The organism is Phascolarctobacterium sp., from assembly GCF_045124115.1.
Taxonomy (GTDB): domain Bacteria; phylum Bacillota; class Negativicutes; order Acidaminococcales; family Acidaminococcaceae; genus Phascolarctobacterium_A.
The window spans coordinates 1-17,099 of sequence record NZ_JBGVLF010000005.1; the positions used below are offsets into that span (position 1 = coordinate 1).

Annotated in this window: 15 protein-coding genes and 1 pseudogene; 13 read left to right on the top strand and 3 right to left on the bottom strand. The window is 43.4% G+C overall.

The annotated features are described in order from the left end of the window. Positions 1 to 38: 38 nt before the first annotated feature. Positions 39 to 188, top strand: coding sequence for a hypothetical protein (locus tag ACJMM4_RS00810; protein ID WP_405379760.1), 150 nt, complete (start codon positions 39 to 41; stop codon positions 186 to 188). A gap of 59 nt (positions 189 to 247) precedes the next feature. Further along, complete coding sequence (locus tag ACJMM4_RS00815) at positions 248 to 1,141, top strand: Rpn family recombination-promoting nuclease/putative transposase (protein WP_405382583.1); 894 nt, start codon at positions 248 to 250, stop codon at positions 1,139 to 1,141. A 118-nt stretch (positions 1,142 to 1,259) separates the two neighbouring features. Here ACJMM4_RS00815 and ACJMM4_RS00820 read toward each other — a convergent pair whose 3' ends face one another. Then, a complete protein-coding gene (locus ACJMM4_RS00820; RefSeq protein WP_405382585.1) occupies positions 1,260 to 1,808 on the bottom strand; it encodes a hypothetical protein in 549 nt (182 codons plus the stop codon). Between the two features lie 144 nt (positions 1,809 to 1,952). Between ACJMM4_RS00820 and ACJMM4_RS00825 the strand changes: the two genes are divergently transcribed. The 3 genes from ACJMM4_RS00825 to ACJMM4_RS00835 are packed head-to-tail and all read left to right on the top strand — an operon-like array spanning position 1,953 to position 6,157. Continuing rightward, positions 1,953 to 2,675, top strand: a complete 723-nt coding sequence (locus ACJMM4_RS00825; protein WP_405382587.1) for a phosphatase PAP2 family protein — start codon at positions 1,953 to 1,955, stop codon at positions 2,673 to 2,675. A 53-nt stretch (positions 2,676 to 2,728) separates the two neighbouring features. Further along, complete coding sequence (locus ACJMM4_RS00830; protein WP_405382589.1) at positions 2,729 to 2,986, top strand: hypothetical protein; 258 nt, start codon at positions 2,729 to 2,731, stop codon at positions 2,984 to 2,986. A gap of 57 nt (positions 2,987 to 3,043) precedes the next feature. Further along, positions 3,044 to 6,157 (top strand): autotransporter outer membrane beta-barrel domain-containing protein, encoded by a 3,114-nt coding sequence (locus ACJMM4_RS00835; RefSeq protein WP_405382591.1) that lies wholly within the window; start codon positions 3,044 to 3,046, stop codon positions 6,155 to 6,157. A 52-nt stretch (positions 6,158 to 6,209) separates the two neighbouring features. On the opposite strand, the gene ACJMM4_RS00840 is transcribed toward ACJMM4_RS00835, so the two are convergent. Continuing rightward, positions 6,210 to 7,166 carry a LysR substrate-binding domain-containing protein gene (locus ACJMM4_RS00840; RefSeq protein ID WP_405379269.1) on the bottom strand — a complete coding sequence of 319 codons (957 nt, stop codon included), beginning with the start codon at positions 7,164 to 7,166 and terminating at the stop codon, positions 6,210 to 6,212. A 142-nt stretch (positions 7,167 to 7,308) separates the two neighbouring features. On the opposite strand from ACJMM4_RS00840, the gene ACJMM4_RS00845 reads away from it, so the two are divergent. The 8 genes and pseudogenes from ACJMM4_RS00845 to ACJMM4_RS00880 all read left to right on the top strand — a co-directional run bounded on the left by ACJMM4_RS00845 (position 7,309) and on the right by ACJMM4_RS00880 (position 16,267). Next, positions 7,309 to 8,157 (top strand): polysaccharide deacetylase, encoded by an 849-nt coding sequence (locus tag ACJMM4_RS00845; protein ID WP_405379267.1) that lies wholly within the window; start codon positions 7,309 to 7,311, stop codon positions 8,155 to 8,157. A gap of 10 nt (positions 8,158 to 8,167) precedes the next feature. Beyond that, positions 8,168 to 9,259, top strand: a complete 1,092-nt coding sequence (locus ACJMM4_RS00850) for a C45 family autoproteolytic acyltransferase/hydolase (protein ID WP_405382593.1) — start codon at positions 8,168 to 8,170, stop codon at positions 9,257 to 9,259. A gap of 182 nt (positions 9,260 to 9,441) precedes the next feature. Then, positions 9,442 to 10,353, top strand: coding sequence for a LysR family transcriptional regulator (locus ACJMM4_RS00855; protein ID WP_405379263.1), 912 nt, complete (start codon positions 9,442 to 9,444; stop codon positions 10,351 to 10,353). A 260-nt stretch (positions 10,354 to 10,613) separates the two neighbouring features. After that, a pseudogene (locus ACJMM4_RS00860) lies at positions 10,614 to 11,861 on the top strand (amidohydrolase family protein). Between the two features lie 4 nt (positions 11,862 to 11,865). Beyond that, a complete protein-coding gene (locus tag ACJMM4_RS00865; RefSeq protein ID WP_405379259.1) occupies positions 11,866 to 12,810 on the top strand; it encodes a DMT family transporter in 945 nt (314 codons plus the stop codon). A gap of 335 nt (positions 12,811 to 13,145) precedes the next feature. Further along, a complete protein-coding gene (locus ACJMM4_RS00870; RefSeq protein WP_405379257.1) occupies positions 13,146 to 14,609 on the top strand; it encodes an NAD(P)/FAD-dependent oxidoreductase in 1,464 nt (487 codons plus the stop codon). A gap of 2 nt (positions 14,610 to 14,611) precedes the next feature. Then, positions 14,612 to 15,880, top strand: coding sequence for an NAD(P)/FAD-dependent oxidoreductase (locus ACJMM4_RS00875; protein ID WP_405379255.1), 1,269 nt, complete (start codon positions 14,612 to 14,614; stop codon positions 15,878 to 15,880). Between the two features lie 12 nt (positions 15,881 to 15,892). Beyond that, positions 15,893 to 16,267, top strand: a complete 375-nt coding sequence (locus ACJMM4_RS00880; RefSeq protein ID WP_405379253.1) for a DUF1667 domain-containing protein — start codon at positions 15,893 to 15,895, stop codon at positions 16,265 to 16,267. An 87-nt stretch (positions 16,268 to 16,354) separates the two neighbouring features. Here ACJMM4_RS00880 and ACJMM4_RS00885 read toward each other — a convergent pair whose 3' ends face one another. Next, the gene (locus ACJMM4_RS00885; protein ID WP_405379251.1) at positions 16,355 to 16,720 is read right to left on the bottom strand and encodes a hypothetical protein; all 366 of its coding nucleotides are present in this window, start codon (positions 16,718 to 16,720) and stop codon (positions 16,355 to 16,357) included. Positions 16,721 to 17,099: the final 379 nt, after the last annotated feature.

Below are 17,099 nucleotides of genomic sequence, written 5' to 3' on the forward strand. Positions count from 1 at the left end.
AAACGTAAAGTGGGTGCACCCCTAAGATGGAAGTGCACGTGGCTCTCGTAAGAGAAGTACATTTGGTAGATTTGCTGAATGCAGAAAACCGTTGCAGAAGTGGCTTCGGTAGTAGTATCGATTTACGTTGGTCCTGTAAAAGGGATGATACTACTACTGTGCCTAAATCTGTACTCACAATTTACTAAAGCCAATAGCAGTATCATCCTGAATAAAACTTTCGTGTTTCAAGAAAGGGTGAAAGCTATTGGGAGCAAAAGATGTTTCCGAAAAAATTCTTGTAGCGTATAATGATGTCGCGGCAGATATTTTAAACGTACTTGTCTGCAATGGGCAAAGGTTGTTTGAGCCTGAAATGCTGCGGGAAACAAGCGTTGTATCACAGTACAAAATGGATGGCAAACTGCATCATCAGGAGCGTGATGTTGCTAAGTTTGTTATCGATCAAGAAACAAACGCCATTATTGCCTGCTGTGGTTTTGAAAATCAAACTAAAGTAGACAACAGAATGCCATTACGTGTTATTGGTTATGATGGTGCAAGCTACCACAACCAGCAAAACAATGCAGAATTGTATGAAGTAATTACTTTTGTGCTTTATTTTGGTGAACGTCATTGGTATGCACCGCGTAATTTGCAGGGATGTATTAATCGCAGGTGTGATAAACTACCTGACACTGTCCGTAATGACTATAAGATCAATGTATACGAAATTGCTTATCTCACACAAGAACAGATAGATATGTTCCAAAGTGACTTTAAGTATGTTGCGGAATACATGGTTCAAAAACGGACTAATAAAGAATACCAACCATCTTCCGGTGTTATCAAACACGTTGATGCAGTTTTGAAATTACTTAGTGCAGTTTCCGGTAATCCTAATTTTGAGTTGATTATTCCTGATGTTGAAGAAGGAGGTTTGAATACTATGGATGCGATGATTGCTAGATTTGAAAAAAGAGCAGAGGCTCGTGGCGAAGCGAGAGGTCTTAATATTGGTGAAAATATAGCCAATACTAACTTTGCAACCGAAATGATTAAAGATGGTGAACCTGTTAGCAAAATTCAAAAGTATACTAAACTGACTTTAGACAGGCTGGAGGAGATTGCTAAAAGCCTCAATGTTAAATTAGTTATGTAATCAGTAAAATAGTCCAATTTATAGTTGATTTAATCTCTATATATGACCATTCAAAAAAGGCGTTCTCCCCTACTTTGGGAAGAACGCCTTTACTTTTTTTTTTAGTTTGTCGCAGAGCCTACAGCCCTACCCCAATCCAAGGTCCGTGGTGATGCCCGCCGCCGATACCGATGCCAATGCCGATAGGAAAGTTTACGCCCCTGCGACCGGCTTTTTCCTTCTTAATCTTCATAAACCAAAAGCGGTAGACCTTGTTGCCATTTTCCAGCTTTTTGGGATTATCTGTGTCCGTAATAACCTTATAGCCATTGAAATTATAATTATCTTCCTCATAGTCGCTGAGCATGCGCGCCATTTGCTCGTAGGCAGCCTTATTGGTTGTATATAGGCGTAGCATTTCCGTAGTAGGCAGTTGCAGGATTAGCTGCTTGCGCAGGGAACGGCTGCCCGCCAAGCCTTCGTACGCCTCCACCCTATCGTCCTTGAGTTTTACGTAGAGCAAATCCTTCGCCGTGTCTTCCTGCAGCCATTGCTGTTCCATCTCCTCCACCGTCATGGTAGCAATGGGTTTGCAGTATTCTTTAACATCTTTATCCGTTTTATCTTTAGCAAAGGCAGTAAACGCCAAACAGCATAGTAATAGACATAATCCGATAATCTTCTTCATGATTTTTCACTCCTTTACGTAGACGCTGTTCCTTAAAATTTTTCCTCTAGTTTATATAAAATTTCGCTTACATTCCTGTTATTAATATGGTATCATATTATGGTTAAAAACGGTAATGAACTTTTAGAAAATTTTGGAGGAACTATGCAAAAGGATAAACTTATAACATTGGGAATCTGCAATCTTGCAGGCTTTTTACTCTTCGGTTGGTGGTACGCTACGGAGTTCAGCGGCTTTTGGTTTGAAGTAGACAAGGCAATTTTTTATTATTTCAACCACCTATTGGTAGAAAGCAAAGCTTTTAGCTATTTTGTGGCAGTGGTCAACCTGCGTGCTTTTGATATTGTGGCTTTTGTAGCTATGCTGGGGGTGTACTACAGCTATTACCGCAAAAGCAATGTAGAGGGCAAACGGTGGTTGTTCTGTATCGGTATCGCCATGCTGCTTAGTGCGGTGGTGCTCAAGCAGTTTGATAATATGCTGCCCATTGACAGGGTAAGTGCCAGTGTTTATTTTGATAATCTTAACCATGATGTAAACTTCGTCAGCAAGCTTACAGGCTGGCCTGCTAAAGACAGGTCCGCTTCCAGCTTCCCCGGCGATCATGGCATGATGCTGTTGATATTTTCTGTGTATATGTGGAAATATTTGGGGAGAACTGCCTTTTATAAAGGCTTGGCCATCTCCTTTATCTTCTCTTGGCCCCGTGTTATGAGCGGTGCCCATTGGTTTACTGATATTTACGTTGGCTCTATGTCCTTCGTCTTGGTTATTTTAAGCTGGATTTTGCTTTCCCCTGCTGCAGATATCTGCATCGACTGGCTGGAAAAACACATTCCTCTGCGCTATTTTCTCCACCAACGCTAAAACTGCAAAAATTTACGCATTTTCTTCTGTTGGGATTAATAGGTGATTTTGCTATGAAAAATAAAAAACTATTATTTGCTGTACTTTTAGCTATTGCCAGCAATAATGCAAGCGCAACTACTGTAGAGACCGTAAATTATGGGGATAATCCCTTATTTGCCATGCATTATTATAACAAGGGAGAAGTACTTTCCTTCCCAGAGTGGGATACTGTTGTAGGCTTTGCTGATTTTACTACGGAGCCAAGGACTTCCATTAACAATGCCCTGTCCTATTTTGCTAATATGTTGGGACCACAGGCAAAAAACTAGCAGCCTCTTAATATTTATCTTATCAATAGAGCTTCTACAGATGCTGGCGCCGGAGCTATGACTGGTGGTGATTTAAGTAAGGATCCTAGCTGGAATGGCATCAACCCAACGGATATTTTAATCCATAATATGAACGGTAAGGTGTCCCCTCCTCTTGCAGGCGGTTACGTGCAAATATTAGGAATTAGTAATCTTGATTTGGACGTTCCTCCATCAAGTCTGCCCAGTTCGGTTAACAAAGTAAACTTGAATTCTACTTTAATTCATGAAATGGGTCATGCTTTGGGGATATCTGTTGACCATCGTCATATCTCTCAATTTAATCACGTACTGTTCGATAACAGCTATACCCAACATCTTTATGATGCCAATGGAAAAAAATATCAGGATATCCCTGGTGGTATGATTATAACCTATTATGAAACGGAAAAAGATTTGCCGGACAGGTTTTATACGACAAAAGAAACTGATTATAGTGGCGCGTATTTTTATGGGGAACATGTTGCTGATGTTTTAAATGGCGCTAAGTTGGTCAATGAAGATACCGGTTACGTAGGTGCGGATGGTAGTGCTGTCGGGATTCCTATAAATGGCTACGAGGGTATGGATGTTCCGGAGTTGAGCCATATTAGTCTTCGCAATGGTTTAATGAGTCATTTTGATTATCGTAATTGGACCACTTTTATGGAGGCAGAGCTTGCCCTATTGCAGGATCTTGGTTATGACATGGACCGGAGAAACTTTTTTGGCTATTCTGTTTACAACAGCGGTGCTGATATTGTGAATAACAATGGCTACAGCGCCCGCAATGACGCAGGTACAGAATATATTGATGCTCCCAATCAAACGGCATATGGCATAGGCTTGCATGTTTATGGTGATGATAATAAGATTACCCAAAAAGGAAGTATTAATACAGAAGGCTATGGTGCCATTGGTGTGCGTATAGATGGTTTCCGTAATAAGGTAAATGTTGATGCATATGTAAAAAGCAATGGCGTTAATGGTACAGGTATTTGGGTAGCATACGGTGCGGAACACGAGCTTACCGTTAATGGTAATGTGCAGGCCCTTGGTCAAAACGGCGTAGGGTTACGCTTTGATTTTGGCGGTAATGTGCTTGGCAATGAGTATAAATATCATGGTTCCTATCTTGGAAATTCGCCTATTTATGCGGAGTTTCAACCTGTATCAGAGGATTTGGTAAATCCGCTCCTGAACACAGTTAATATTAATGGTTACGTGATGGGTAGCAAGGATGCCATTTATATTAGTGGTAATGCCTATGTTAAGGAAATAAACATCAATTCCAGCGCAAATATTTACGGCTCCATTACTTCTGAGTGGCGCCATTTAGACGAGGCAAACGAAGGACTGGATGAGGATGCTGTTTGGAGAGTGGGCTTAATCTACGGACCCTATGAAAACTTAAATACAGCACTTAATTTTATAGGTGAGCATGTTTATCAGTACCCTATTACCGGTCAGGATAATCTAAATCTGAATGTGCAGGATGGTAAGCTTATCTTCACCAATTCTGCTAAAGTCTTCAATGTGAATGTAGTACAAAACGCTACGCTTCTAGGTGGGGATTATAAGCTTTTTTGGGGAACTGAGTATGAAGACGAGGATGGAGAATTTGTAAGTGTAGAGCCGTGTACATTCCACAGCGCAGGCACTATTGGCGCCATAACTCCTCATGATGCTGATACGTCCTTGAAGATAACAGGCTCTTTAGAGTTGACCGAAGGAAGCAAGGTACAGTTTACTGCTAATAGGGATTTAGTAGGCGATATTAAGGTGTACAGCCAAAGGGATGCTGAGGGAAAGATTGTTGGTGGTGAAGTAATTGGTTCTGATGATGCTGTTCTCGTTATTGATCCTAATGGCGTTTACACTCCGGATAAGCTGTACGCTACAGAGATTATCACCAGCTTTAAGGAAAATGAGGATGGCTCTATCACCACGAAAAAATTTGCTCCCCTGATTACGGAGGCTACTACCTCCTACCAAAGCGGCTTTCTGAAGGCTACTGCATACGTAGACAACACTATGCAGGCTGCCTATAGCAGTTCTGCCCAAGCAAATAATAGTGCTTTGCAATTTGTCTACAGCGACAATTTGGGTGAGCGCAATTCCGTACAGGAAACTATGCGCAGTCTTCTAGAAACAGCAAGGCAGAACAACAGCGCTTTAAATGAGGCTTATGCCCCTTTGTATAGTATGCAGGCAGGGGAAGCCAAAGCAGCCCTTGGGCAAGCGTACGGCCAGTTGGCAAGCGATGCTGTGAATATCATCAAGCAAGATAGATTTCTTAGCGACATTACGGAAGAACGCCTTGCCAATAGCAATGTGCGTGAAGGCGAAGGTCAATTGTGGGCAGTGAGCCGCAAGAGCTGGCAAAAGCTCTCTGATAAAGACACCTTAGGCGAAACCTCTGCCAACAGCTTTTATACTGCCATCGGTAGCGATAGGAATATTAGGGAAGATTTGCGGCTTGGTGCTCTTGCCAGCTATGGTCGCCATAATATTCATGCTACAGGTGGAAAAAGTGAAGTTGATGATGTGCGCTTGGGGCTTTACGGACGTTATGGTGAAGCCAAAGCTGTGCATTTAGGTGGCTACGCCGCTTTGGGCTGGCAGCGTTACGATAGCAAGCGCAATACCATGAATGGCACTGCCAAAGGTAAATACAATAGCGATACCTTTAGCGTTGGTGTGAAGTTGGGCAAGGATTACCAGGTTAGCGAAACTTGGAGCCTTACTCCCTATTTTGGCATGGATTACACGAACATCAATCTCCATGGCTATAGGGAAAACGGTGCTTTGGGCTTTAACCAGCGCTTGCACAGCCAAAGTGACGACGTGACTAGCTTTACTGCAGGCTTGGAGGCTAAAAGGGATTTTGTTAGCGGCAGTTTGCGTATTGGTGCCGGCTACCGCCATATCCTGAGCGGCGAAGATGTGCCCTTGGCTGTAAGCTTGGCAGATGCTTCCGGTACAGGCTATACTTTAAGCGGTAATGCTTACGCAAAAGATATTTATACTTTGAAGCTAAGTGGCGATGCACAGCTTGCTAGGAACTTGACAGTTAGCGGCGATGTGCAGAAAGCATTTGGCAGTGGCTATAAGGATGTGAGCCTCAGCGTTCAGGCTCAGTGGAGTTTTTAAACAAAAAGAAGGCGTTCTCCCCTACTCTAGCAGTTGGGAAGAGCGCCTTTTTTTAATTATTTTGTTGATACATAGTTTGGGCGAGGGTAATAAAGTTTTTTACGGCACTATTAGTGTTCTTGCGATATATTAACCCCAAATCAACAGGAAAGGACACAGGCAAAGAAATCGCACGCATATCCAAAAAGCTTTCTTCGTAAAGGGAATACATCACTAAAAGTGATTCTTCTAGTTCGCATACTAACGATAGTTCCTTACCGTACTCCTTAATATCTTTGAATTTTATTGAGGGCACATTTTTAATCAGGTAATTGCGAAGGTTGTCATCTGCTTTAGTGGTACCACTTTTGTAAATGGCTATTTTGCAGTTTTGGAGATCTGCAAGCGTGATATTTTTCTTTTTAGCAAGGGGATGATTATGGGGAATGCCTATAGAATGGGTATCTTCAACAAGTTTGATTCTAGCGCAGGATGTGTCCCTGAAGGAGTAGCCAAACATATACTCCGCAGCAATATCAAATTCATCGTTTAGCAGACTGCGGAAGTAATTATCCAGAGGACGTTCTACAAACTTGATTTTAACATCCGGATAAAGTTCTTTGTATTTGCGACAAATACGAGGGATGATTACTGCGTTGAAATTGGGCAAGGTTCCTATGCGTACAGTTCTATCGCTATGCTTATCTATTTCTTTGCATTCAGACATTATCTTCTTAGCTGCGGTAACTAATTTAACGCTTTTATTATAGAAATATTGCCCTGCTTCCGTAAGGGTAACCCCTTGGCTGTTGCAGTTAATAAGCTTCACATTTAAATCACGTTCCAATAATGTTATTTGCTGTCTGAGCGCAGTTCTGGAAATATAAAGCTTTTGTGCTGCTTGGGCAAAGCTTTTGGCTTCAACAAGTGTTATGAATGAATCTAAATGTTTATCATACATGGATGGACACCCTTTCCCAGCGTTAGATAACAAGGACTGGTGCAAGTCTATACTTGCAGCTATGTTCATTATATAAACTTCCGCATTTACTGTCAATGGGATAAAATTTAGTTAGAAAAAACAAAGAATACTTACAAAAGCTTAGCAAGATTTGGTCTAATAGCGCAGGGATGCGCACAAGTAATAAATTTTTATAAAAGAGGTGAACATAATGCAAAAACAAGGTAGAGTAATTATTCCGGAAGGGAAAAAAGTAGCTGTCAATTTAGGTATCGATTTTGACGCGCAAAGCATTTGGGACGGTTCTTTCAAATTGACTTCTCCTGCTTACGAGAGCCGTGGGGAATTTGGTGCAGAAGTAGGCGCTCCGCGTTTGTTGGCCCTTTTTAAAAAGTATGGCATTAAGACTACGTGGTTTATTCCAGGTCATACTGCAGACACTTTTCCCGAAATCTGCAAGCAAGTTCTGGCAGACGGACACGAAATCGGCTGTCATGGCTATGTCCACGAAAACCCAACCAATGCAACCTTGGAGGAAGAAACTAAGGTGATGGCAATGGCTTTACATTCTCTGGAGAAGTTAGGTGCACCGAAACCCGTTACTTATCGTTCTCCGTATTGGGATTTCAGCCCTAATACCATCAGCATTTTGGAAAAGAATGGTTTTCTCTATGATTCTAGCTTGATGGGTAATGATCTGCATCCCTACTATCCGCGTCCTGTAGAAGTACATTCTGATAGTGCTAATATCTTTGGCGAGCCTACTAAGATTTTAGAGCTGCCTGTATCTTGGTTCTTAGATGACTTCCCTCAGACAGAATATTTGACAGGCGGACAAGAAGGTCAACGTCCTGCACAAGATATTTTTGATCGTTGGGCTGCAATTTTTGATTATGCTTGCACTTTAGAAGGTGCTTGCTACATGCTTACCTGCCATCCACAAACTATCGGTCGTGCTCACATGATTCAAATGTACGAAAAACTTATCCAGTATATGGCAGAGCGAGGCGCATGGTTTGCAACTGCAGCTGAAATTGGTGCTGCAACTGTTCCTAAGTAAGGAGTTTATTATGGGTAAAGAATTATTTCCAATTATTCATGCTTCCGGGACACCTTATGAAATAGGCTTTACTCACGGAAAAGAAGCTAAGAAACAGGTTAGCGTAAGCATTGAAACATACAAAGCCATGTTTTGGGATTATTCGCAAATTAGTTGGGATGCTGCTTGCAATTATGCTAGAACTTTTATTCCTACGATTGATGAATACGACCCTGATTATATGCAGGAAATCCAAGGTATTGCTGATGGCTCCGGTTACAAGCTAGAGGAAATACTGGCACTGAACGTGCGTAGCGAGATTGTTTTGCAAGGGTCCCAAGTTGAACCTGTTATTGACGGTGGCTGTACTTCCTTTGTGTTCACGTCTGATATGACAGAAAACGGCAGTACTATCCTAGGCCAGAACTGGGATTGGAAAATGACGGAGCAGGCAGGCTGCATTATTTTAGATATTAAACAGCAAAATAAGCCCGATATCGTTATGGTTACAGAAGCAGGTATTATTGGCAAGATTGGTTATAACAGTGCGGGCATTGGTGTTGCCTTAAATGCTCTGGCTTCTGATAAGAAGGTTGAGGGTAAGGTGCTTCCCTTGCATATCGCTATGCGTGGTATGCTGGATAGTTGGAATTTATCCGATATGATTCGTGCTACTACCAGCATAAATCTTTCCTGCTGTGCTCACTATATGATTGGCAGTTCTAAGGGCGAAGGTATGAGTCTGGAAGTAGGGCCTGCCGATTTTGATGCTCTTTACGCAGAAGACGGGTACCTATGTCATACCAATCATTTCATTACTCCCCGTTTGATGTATGTAAAGGACACCACCAGAATTGCTTTGCCGGACAGCTTCCAACGATTGGGTTGTATCCGCAAGATGATTAAGCGACTTGATCATAAGGTTACTGTAAACGATATCAAAGCTATGATGGCAGATCATACCAGTTATTCTGATAGTATATGCCGCCATGAAGATGTACGCGAACCTGTAGGGAAACGCTTAGGCACAATCTTTAGCATTATTATGGATTTGCAACGAGGCGAAATGTACTTTGCTCCGGGTAATCCCTGTTGTAATGACTATACTTTGATGAAGTTCTAATTTAATCATGTTTCTTAAATCCCCATGGCTATGTGTGTCGCAGGCTGTGGGGATTTTTGTATGGAGTGCTTCGGAGGAAAAGATTTATTATACAAAAGGCAGAAGCTGTGCTATGATACTATTATGGATAGTGTCGGACTCAAGGTTTACTATTAAATTCGCGGAACAGGAAAGGAGTAGCCATGTATAATAAGCATTTAGATACTTTTATGAGCGTAGTGGAAACAGGTAGCTTTTCTAAAGCAGCTGAGCAAGCCCATATATCACGTACTGCTTTAGCCCAGCAGATAAATATTTTAGAAGAACATTTAGGTATTAATCTCTTTATACGTAGCAGCAAAGGCGCAGTGCTTACTCCTGCAGGCAAACTGTTGGCACAGCGGACTAAGGAAATCATTAAGATATCTGCTAAAACCATTGATGACTGCCTTGCTCTTCAAGGCGATAGACAGATACGCATCGGCATTCTGCCTAATCTTCCCTTAACGATTCTCACTCCCATCTGCATAGAGTATGCCAAGCTTTATCCTGATACGAAGATTGTCTTTGTAGAGCGCAATCCCTCAGAATATTTATCAGCTTTTCAAAATAATGAGTTTGATATTTCTGCTGACTATATGTCTAAATTAGTTTCACCTGATGAACCCCTTTTGTTTTGCAAGCTGCTGACGGATTCTTTTGCTTGCGCAGTACCACCCAATTCTGATCTTGCTCATAAGCTCTTTATTACCCCGGAAGATTTACGTGGGAAAAAAGCTTGTCTTTTGGTAGCAAATTTAGCCCAAGCGGAAGATAATATGCGTAGCTATTTGCTAAATAATTACCCTGAGATAGAGCTGTTAGATTTGGAAAGCTACAAGAAGTCGCTGCCCCTGACTTGTATTCTTAATGACAGCGTCTTTATTCACTATAATCTTAACTCTAAGGAATATTTACCTCTTGTTTCTAAACCCTTTCATTTGGCTGTTCCCTGTCCCATTGAAATGGGACTTTGTTATAAACCGGGAACTCGGGCAGAAATACTCAACTTTGTCTTTTTTGCGCAAGCTTATTGCACCAATAAAGAGGTATTTGTTACGGGAAAACCGGGTTAATATGTTTTTTTACAAAGCTGTCGAGAAGGCAGCTTTCTTTTTATGTCGGAAAAAATTGACACACCATAAGTTTAAACTTGCACCTGTGTCTGAAAACGTTACTTGGCTGTTAAGCATACTGTTCCGAAGTAGCACAAGGCTTGCACTCCACTCCACTTTCCTCTTCTTCCGCAATTTACCTAGATTGCTTATAATGTAATCAAGTTAAGACCTGACTGCAGAAAGCATTTCCAAAGTAAATTGCAAAGGAGAAATTAATCATGAAAAAAGCAACTGCAAAAATCGCATTCGTAAATGGTCTGTTGATTGATGGTGTATCCGATAATGCTATCGAAAACGGTTTAGTTTTGGTAGACGGCGAGAAAATCGCTTATGCAGGTCCTGCGAAAGAAGTTCCTGCAGGTTATACTGTCAAGGATATTAGCGGCAAAACTATTATGCCCGGTCTGATCGATGCCCATCTCCATTTCTCTGGCAACCTCACTGGCAACGATACTGAATGGGTAACTGAAGATAATTACCAAAAAACCGTAGTAGCTGTACAACAAGCACATGAATGCTTGGAAACCGGTCTGACTACTGTTGGCGAAATCTCTCGTTTCGGTATTGCCATCCGTAATATGATTGAACAAGGCATTATGCAAGGTCCTCGCGTTGTAGCTTCCGGCCTTGGCTTCTGCGCTACTGCATCCCACGGCGATTCCCACCACTGCACCATCGAACAAAACCGCTAAGCTCATCCTTGGGCTGAATGCGTAGATAGTCCTTGGGATCTGCGTAAAGCTGTACGCCGTAGACTGCGTGAAAACCCGGATGCAATTAAGATTTGGGCAACCGGTGGCGGTATCTGGCGTTGGGAAACTGCTCGCGACCAGCACTATACTTTTGAAGAAGTAAAAGCTGTTGTTGATGAAGCTAATATGCGCGGTATTCCTGTTTGGTCCCACTGCTTTGGCGATGCCTACAACTCTGTTAAAGCAGGCGTAAAATTAATCATTCATGGCTTCGAACTGAACAACGAAACCCTGGATATGATGGTAGAAAATGGTTGCGCTTTCTGCCCCACCGTTAACTTCATGCCTGAATGGCTGAAAACCTTCCCGCCGAAATATGTTCCGGAAATCCATGACCAATATGAAGGCGAAACTGTAGCAGAAAAAGAAATGAACCGTATTTATGATAATCTGCGCAATGCTCATAAAAAAGGCGTTATCCTGACCATTGGTTCTGACTCCTTCAACTCTGAAATGACTCCTTATGGTACTACCACTATCGGCGAACTGCATATGTTTGTAGAAAGAGCCGGTATCAGTGAAATGGATACCATTAAAGCTGCAACTATTAACGGCGCTAAGGTTCTGCGTGTAGATGATGTCTGCGGTTCCTTGGAAGCAGGTAAGAGTGCTGACTTGCTGGTTATTAACGGCAATCCTTTGGCTAACATTCGTGACCTGACTGTTGATAACATGGAAGTTATTATGAAAGAAGGTACTTTTGTAAGAGGTTGATATCATGGAACAAAAAAGTCATACTTTCATGGGTATCCTCATTGTCATCGCCGCTGCTGTCATCTGGGGCAGCACCGGCGTTGCCGGTGAATACCTGATCAATCAGCGTGGTCTTAGCTCTGCTTGGATCACCACTTATAGAACTATTTTTGGTGGCTTCTTTATGCTGCTGTACTTCTCTTTCAAAATGAAGAAGGAAGATTTCCTGAGCGTATGGTATAACAAGAAAGATGCTATCCAAATGGTTATCTTTGGTATGGTCGGTGTGGCAGCCTGCCTTTATACCTATATGTTGGCAGTGCAATATACCAATGCGCCTACAGCAACTACCTTGCAGTATTTATCCCCTACTATGGTTGTTGTCTACATGGCGCTGCGTAACCAAAAATTCCCTAGCAAGCAGGAGATAGCAGGCGTTATCTGCGCCTTGGGCGGTGTGTTCGCCATCTCTACCCATGGCAATCTTGATTCCTTGGCAATTTCTTTCATGGGCTTGGTAATTGGTTTAATCTCCGCTTTTACCTTGGCTTTCTATGGTGTATATCCTAAAAATCTTTTATCCAAATATGGTTCTATCTATACCTACGCTTGGGGTGAATTTATCGCAGGTATTGCAATGAACTTCTTATGTCCTGTTTGGAACTTTACTCCGCCTCAAGGCGGACTGGATACTCCCTTGATCTTGGTTTTAGCTTGGCAGCTTATCTTTGGTACCATGGTTGCTTATCCTCTGTATCTTTATGGTGTAACCTTGATTGGTCCTGCTAAAGCTAGTATGCTTTCCTCTATTGAGCCTGTTGCAACAGCGGTTTTAGCAGCAGTGCTGTTGGCAACACCGTTGATTTTCATGGATTATGTAGGCGTTTTGTTAATCACTCTGTGTATTATCATTCTGTCCATACCAGCCAAGAAACAGGATGAACCGGAAGCAGCACAAGCTCAAGCATAAAACACAACAAATCTTAATGCCTTTTAATACATTCCTACCTTGTAAAGAAGATCGCTACAGATTGAGCCCTGTAGCGGTCTTTTTGCTGCAGTTATTATTAATCTTGGCAGACAATGTAATTTTAGGTGGATTTACTGCTGTTTGTATCAAAAATAAACGGTCTTGGGAATAGATAAATGCATAAGCGGTACATATTTTGTCCCGCAAGGGACGATTTTGTAAAAAATACTGAAAAATATAGTTATAAAGGGCTTTTTAAGTGTTCTATTTTTGACACTTTTGTGATAAAATTACTGTGTATCTTTATTTAGAAAATTCGGCAAGGAAGTGACAGAATGGAATTTGTAAAATCCGCTGATGTAGTCGTTATTGGTGGCGGCATTGTGGGTACTGCTGTTTTGCGCGAGCTTTCCAAGTATGATCTGAAGTGCGTTCTGGTTGAGAAAGAACCTGACGTGGCTCTGGGCACTACTAAAGCTAACAGCGCAATTCTCCATGCAGGCTTTGATGCTCCTACCGGCAGCTTGAAAGCTATTACCAACGTTCGTGGCAACAGACTGTACCATGAATTGGAAAACGAGCTTGATCTTGATATTAAATGGACCGGTTCCTTGGTTGCTGCAACCACTGATGAAGAAATGCAGACTCTGCAAGAGCTTCTGGCTCGCGGCAAAGCTAACGGCGTAGAAGGCCTGATGATTTTGAGCCGTGAAGAAGTTCTGGAGCAAGAACCTAACCTGGTTAATGTAAAAGGTGCTCTGTGGGCTCCCAGCGCCGGCGTTTGCTGGCCTTTCGGCGCTTGCATCGCTTTTGCAGAATGTGCAGTACAAAATGGCGCTGAAGTTATCCGCGACTGCAAAGTTTTGGGCTTCGTTAAGGAAGAAGGCAAAATTACTGGTGTAGAAACCTCCAAAGGCGTAATCGCTTGTAAATATGTTGTCAATGCAGCCGGCGTATATGCTGACGAAATCGCTAAACTGGCTGGCGATGACACCTTCACCATCACCCCGCGTAAAGGCGAATACATCCTGTTCGACAAGACTGCTTGCAGCAGCTTGGTTTACGGCGTAGTATTCCCCTGCCCGACAAAAAAATCCAAGGGTATCCTGGTTTGCACCACTACCCACGGCAATACCTTCATTGGCCCCAACGCTAATGAACAAGAATCTAAAGAAGACCATGCAGTTACCACTGCCGGCATGAACGAAATCATCAACTCCGCTAAGAAGTTGATCCCCAACCTGCCTATGGGCGCTGCTATCACCGAATTCGCAGGCCTGCGTGCAGTTTCTAGCACCGGCGACTTTATCCTGGGCGCTAGCGACAAGGTTGAAGGCCTGTACAATGCTGCAGGTATGCAATCCCCCGGTCTGACCGCTGCTCCTGCAGTTGGCGAAATGATCGCTGCAGAAATCGCTCGCGTAAGCGGCGCTGCTAAGAAAGCTGATTTCAAGGCTGCTCTGCCCAAGAAGAAAGCTTTCACCCGCATGACTGCAACTGAACAAGCTGCAAAAATTGCAGAAAACAACCTCTACGGCCGTGTAATCTGCCGTTGCGAAACTATTACCGAAGGCGAAATCGTGGAAGCAATCAACTCCCCCGTTGGCGCTCGCACTGTTGATGGCGTAAAACGCCGCACCCGTGCAGGCATGGGCCGTTGTCAAGGCGGTTTCTGCGGTCCCCGTGTTACCCAAATCCTGGCTCGCGAGCTGAACATCTCCGTGCCCGAGGTTTTGAAGGAACGCGCTGATTCCAACATGTTCTATGAAAAATATCCGGTAGACGGCGGGGAGGAATAAGAATGAGCCAGTTATATGACGTAATTATTGTCGGTGGCGGCCCTGCAGGTTTGTCCGCTGCTTACAGCGCTTGGGAAAACGGCGCTAAAAAGATTATCGTAATCGAGCGTGACCGCGAATTGGGCGGCATCCTCCAACAATGCATCCACAACGGCTTTGGTCTGCACCACTTCAAAGAAGAGTTGACCGGCCCCGGCTATGCTCATCGCTGCATCGAGTTGGTTAAAGATAAACCGGAAATCGAATGCCTGGTTGATACCATGGTATTGGATGTACAAAGCAACAAAACCGTTATTGCTGTTAACCCGGAAAAAGGTCTGCTGAAATTGGAAGGCAAAACCGTTATTCTGACCATGGGCTGCCGTGAACGTACCCGTGGCGCTATCCGCATTCCGGGCGAACGTCCTGCAGGCGTATTCACTGCAGGCGCAGCTCAACGTATGGTTAATATGGAAGGCTATCTGCCCGGTCACAAGATCGTTATTCTGGGCAGTGGCGACATCGGTCTGATCATGGCTCGCCGTATGAGCCTGGAAGGCTGCAAAGTACAAGCTTGCTTGGAAATCTGCCCCTTCTCCAACGGTCTGACCCGTAACATCGTTCAATGCTTGAACGACTATGATATTCCTCTGTACCTGTCCCACACCATCGTTGCTATCCATGGCGAAGAACGCGTAACCGGTATCACTGTTGCCAAAGTTGATGAACGCATGACTCCGATTCCGGGTACCGAATTCGACATCGAATGCGATACCGTACTGCTGTCCGTTGGCCTGATTCCTGAAAACGAACTGAGCCGCGGTTTGGATCTGGCTATGAACCCGCTGACCAATGGTCCTGTTGTTGACCAACATCGTGAAACCAGCTTGGACGGCTTCTTTGCTGCAGGCAACGTTGTACACGTACATGACTTGGTAGACTTCGTATCTGAAGAAGCAGAAATCGCCGGCAAATATGCAGCTTTGAAAGCTCAAGAAAAAATGTCCAGCGATAACCGCACTGTTAAGGTAAGCGCAATTGATGGCGTACGTACCTGCGTACCCCAAAAGATTACTATGCCTGCAGAAATTCCTGCTGATGAAAAAATTAAACTGTTTATGCGCGTAGCAGCTCCCCACCGTAAAGTTAAATTGGTGGTTAAGAGCGGTGAGAACGTGCTGTTGAGCCGTCCTCTGCCCGTTGCTAAACCTAGTGAGATGATTGCAGTAGAAATTCCTGCTGCTAAATTCGACCAAATCGGTGACGAAGTTACCGTTGGTTTGGTACTGTAAGGAGGGTATAAAATGGCTGTTGAAACACGTGTTATGAACTGCATTATGTGCCCTATGGGCTGCGAGCTGACTGTAACCATTGAGGATGGCAAAGTTACCAATGTTACCGGTAACACCTGTCCCCGTGGTCCCAAATACGCAAACGACGAAGTTACTGCGCCCAAACGCATGCTGACTTCTACCGTTGCTATTGAAGGCGGCGTACTGCCTTTGCTGCCCGTTGTCAGCGCAACCGTATTGCCGAAAGAGCGTGTTATGGACTGCGCACGTTTCCTGCGTAGCGTAAAAATCAACGCTCCTGTTAAAGCAGGCGATGTTGTTGTAGAAAACATCCTGGGCTTGGGTGTTAACATTGTTGCTAGCCGCAACATGGAATTGCACCAATAATTGAAGATATACAAAAAACCTCTCTGCATTAGCAGAGAGGTTTTTTTATGGGAAAGGTTGGAAAGAAAGAGGAGTATATGAAGGAAGTTAGATATTGTTAGCGATTACAGCGCCCACTACTGCACCGATGATGAAGCCGGTAACAGCATTACCGTTTTTATCCTTGTCTTTATGGTGTCCTTTGTGATTTCCATTATCATGTCTGGGCGGTGGAGGCGGATTCTTACGGTGGTCGTCATTGTGACGGCGCCCGTTATCATGTTTCATAGGCATGGGTTGAGGTTTTCTGTGGTCGTCACGATGATTGTCGCGTCGTTCTACCCTTTGCTCTTGGCGGGGAGGTCTGTTATCACGGTCATGGGAAGCCGCATCAGCTACGCCGGCCAGCGGGAAGGACAGGAACATGGCGGCCATTGCGCAGGCGATGGATTTTTTCAGTAAGTTTCTCGTCATTTGTAAGCCCTTCTTTCTATAATGTAGTATCTAGATAATCGGTTATTTCCTTTATCTTTACCTATAGTATAAGGGATAAATTTGTCTAAAGTATGACGAAAAAGCAGATTTTTAAACATTTTTCAGAAGAATTTTCGAGAATTATGTAAATTTTTTAACACTGTTTTTAGACGATGGCCATGCGTGTCTTTTTGCCAACTGCTCCGTGCGTTTTGCGGAAAAAGTTGTAAAAAGTGCTAAAAAGGTGTTGACATGAGTCGGTCACTATGGTATTATATACGAGTCGCTGAGATACAGCAACGAAAACGAAAGCAAATCTCCGAACAAAGCGACACACAATGAACCTTGAAAACTGAACAATAACCTATTAAAAAAGCGA

What these genes read in the sequence shown, in the direction of transcription:
- ACJMM4_RS00820 (WP_405382585.1), bottom strand. Translation starts at nt 1,808, where the DNA reads ATGAAGAAGATTATCGGATTATGTCTATTACTATGCTGTTTGGCGTTT.
- ACJMM4_RS00825 (WP_405382587.1), top strand. Translation starts at nt 1,953, where the DNA reads ATGCAAAAGGATAAACTTATAACATTGGGAATCTGCAATCTTGCAGGC.
- ACJMM4_RS00830 (WP_405382589.1), top strand. Translation starts at nt 2,729, where the DNA reads ATGAAAAATAAAAAACTATTATTTGCTGTACTTTTAGCTATTGCCAGC.
- ACJMM4_RS00835 (WP_405382591.1), top strand. Translation starts at nt 3,044, where the DNA reads ATGACTGGTGGTGATTTAAGTAAGGATCCTAGCTGGAATGGCATCAAC.
- ACJMM4_RS00840 (WP_405379269.1), bottom strand. Translation starts at nt 7,166, where the DNA reads ATGAACATAGCTGCAAGTATAGACTTGCACCAGTCCTTGTTATCTAAC.
- ACJMM4_RS00845 (WP_405379267.1), top strand. Translation starts at nt 7,309, where the DNA reads ATGCAAAAACAAGGTAGAGTAATTATTCCGGAAGGGAAAAAAGTAGCT.
- ACJMM4_RS00850 (WP_405382593.1), top strand. Translation starts at nt 8,168, where the DNA reads ATGGGTAAAGAATTATTTCCAATTATTCATGCTTCCGGGACACCTTAT.
- ACJMM4_RS00855 (WP_405379263.1), top strand. Translation starts at nt 9,442, where the DNA reads ATGTATAATAAGCATTTAGATACTTTTATGAGCGTAGTGGAAACAGGT.
- ACJMM4_RS00865 (WP_405379259.1), top strand. Translation starts at nt 11,866, where the DNA reads ATGGAACAAAAAAGTCATACTTTCATGGGTATCCTCATTGTCATCGCC.
- ACJMM4_RS00870 (WP_405379257.1), top strand. Translation starts at nt 13,146, where the DNA reads ATGGAATTTGTAAAATCCGCTGATGTAGTCGTTATTGGTGGCGGCATT.
- ACJMM4_RS00875 (WP_405379255.1), top strand. Translation starts at nt 14,612, where the DNA reads ATGAGCCAGTTATATGACGTAATTATTGTCGGTGGCGGCCCTGCAGGT.
- ACJMM4_RS00880 (WP_405379253.1), top strand. Translation starts at nt 15,893, where the DNA reads ATGGCTGTTGAAACACGTGTTATGAACTGCATTATGTGCCCTATGGGC.
- ACJMM4_RS00885 (WP_405379251.1), bottom strand. Translation starts at nt 16,720, where the DNA reads ATGACGAGAAACTTACTGAAAAAATCCATCGCCTGCGCAATGGCCGCC.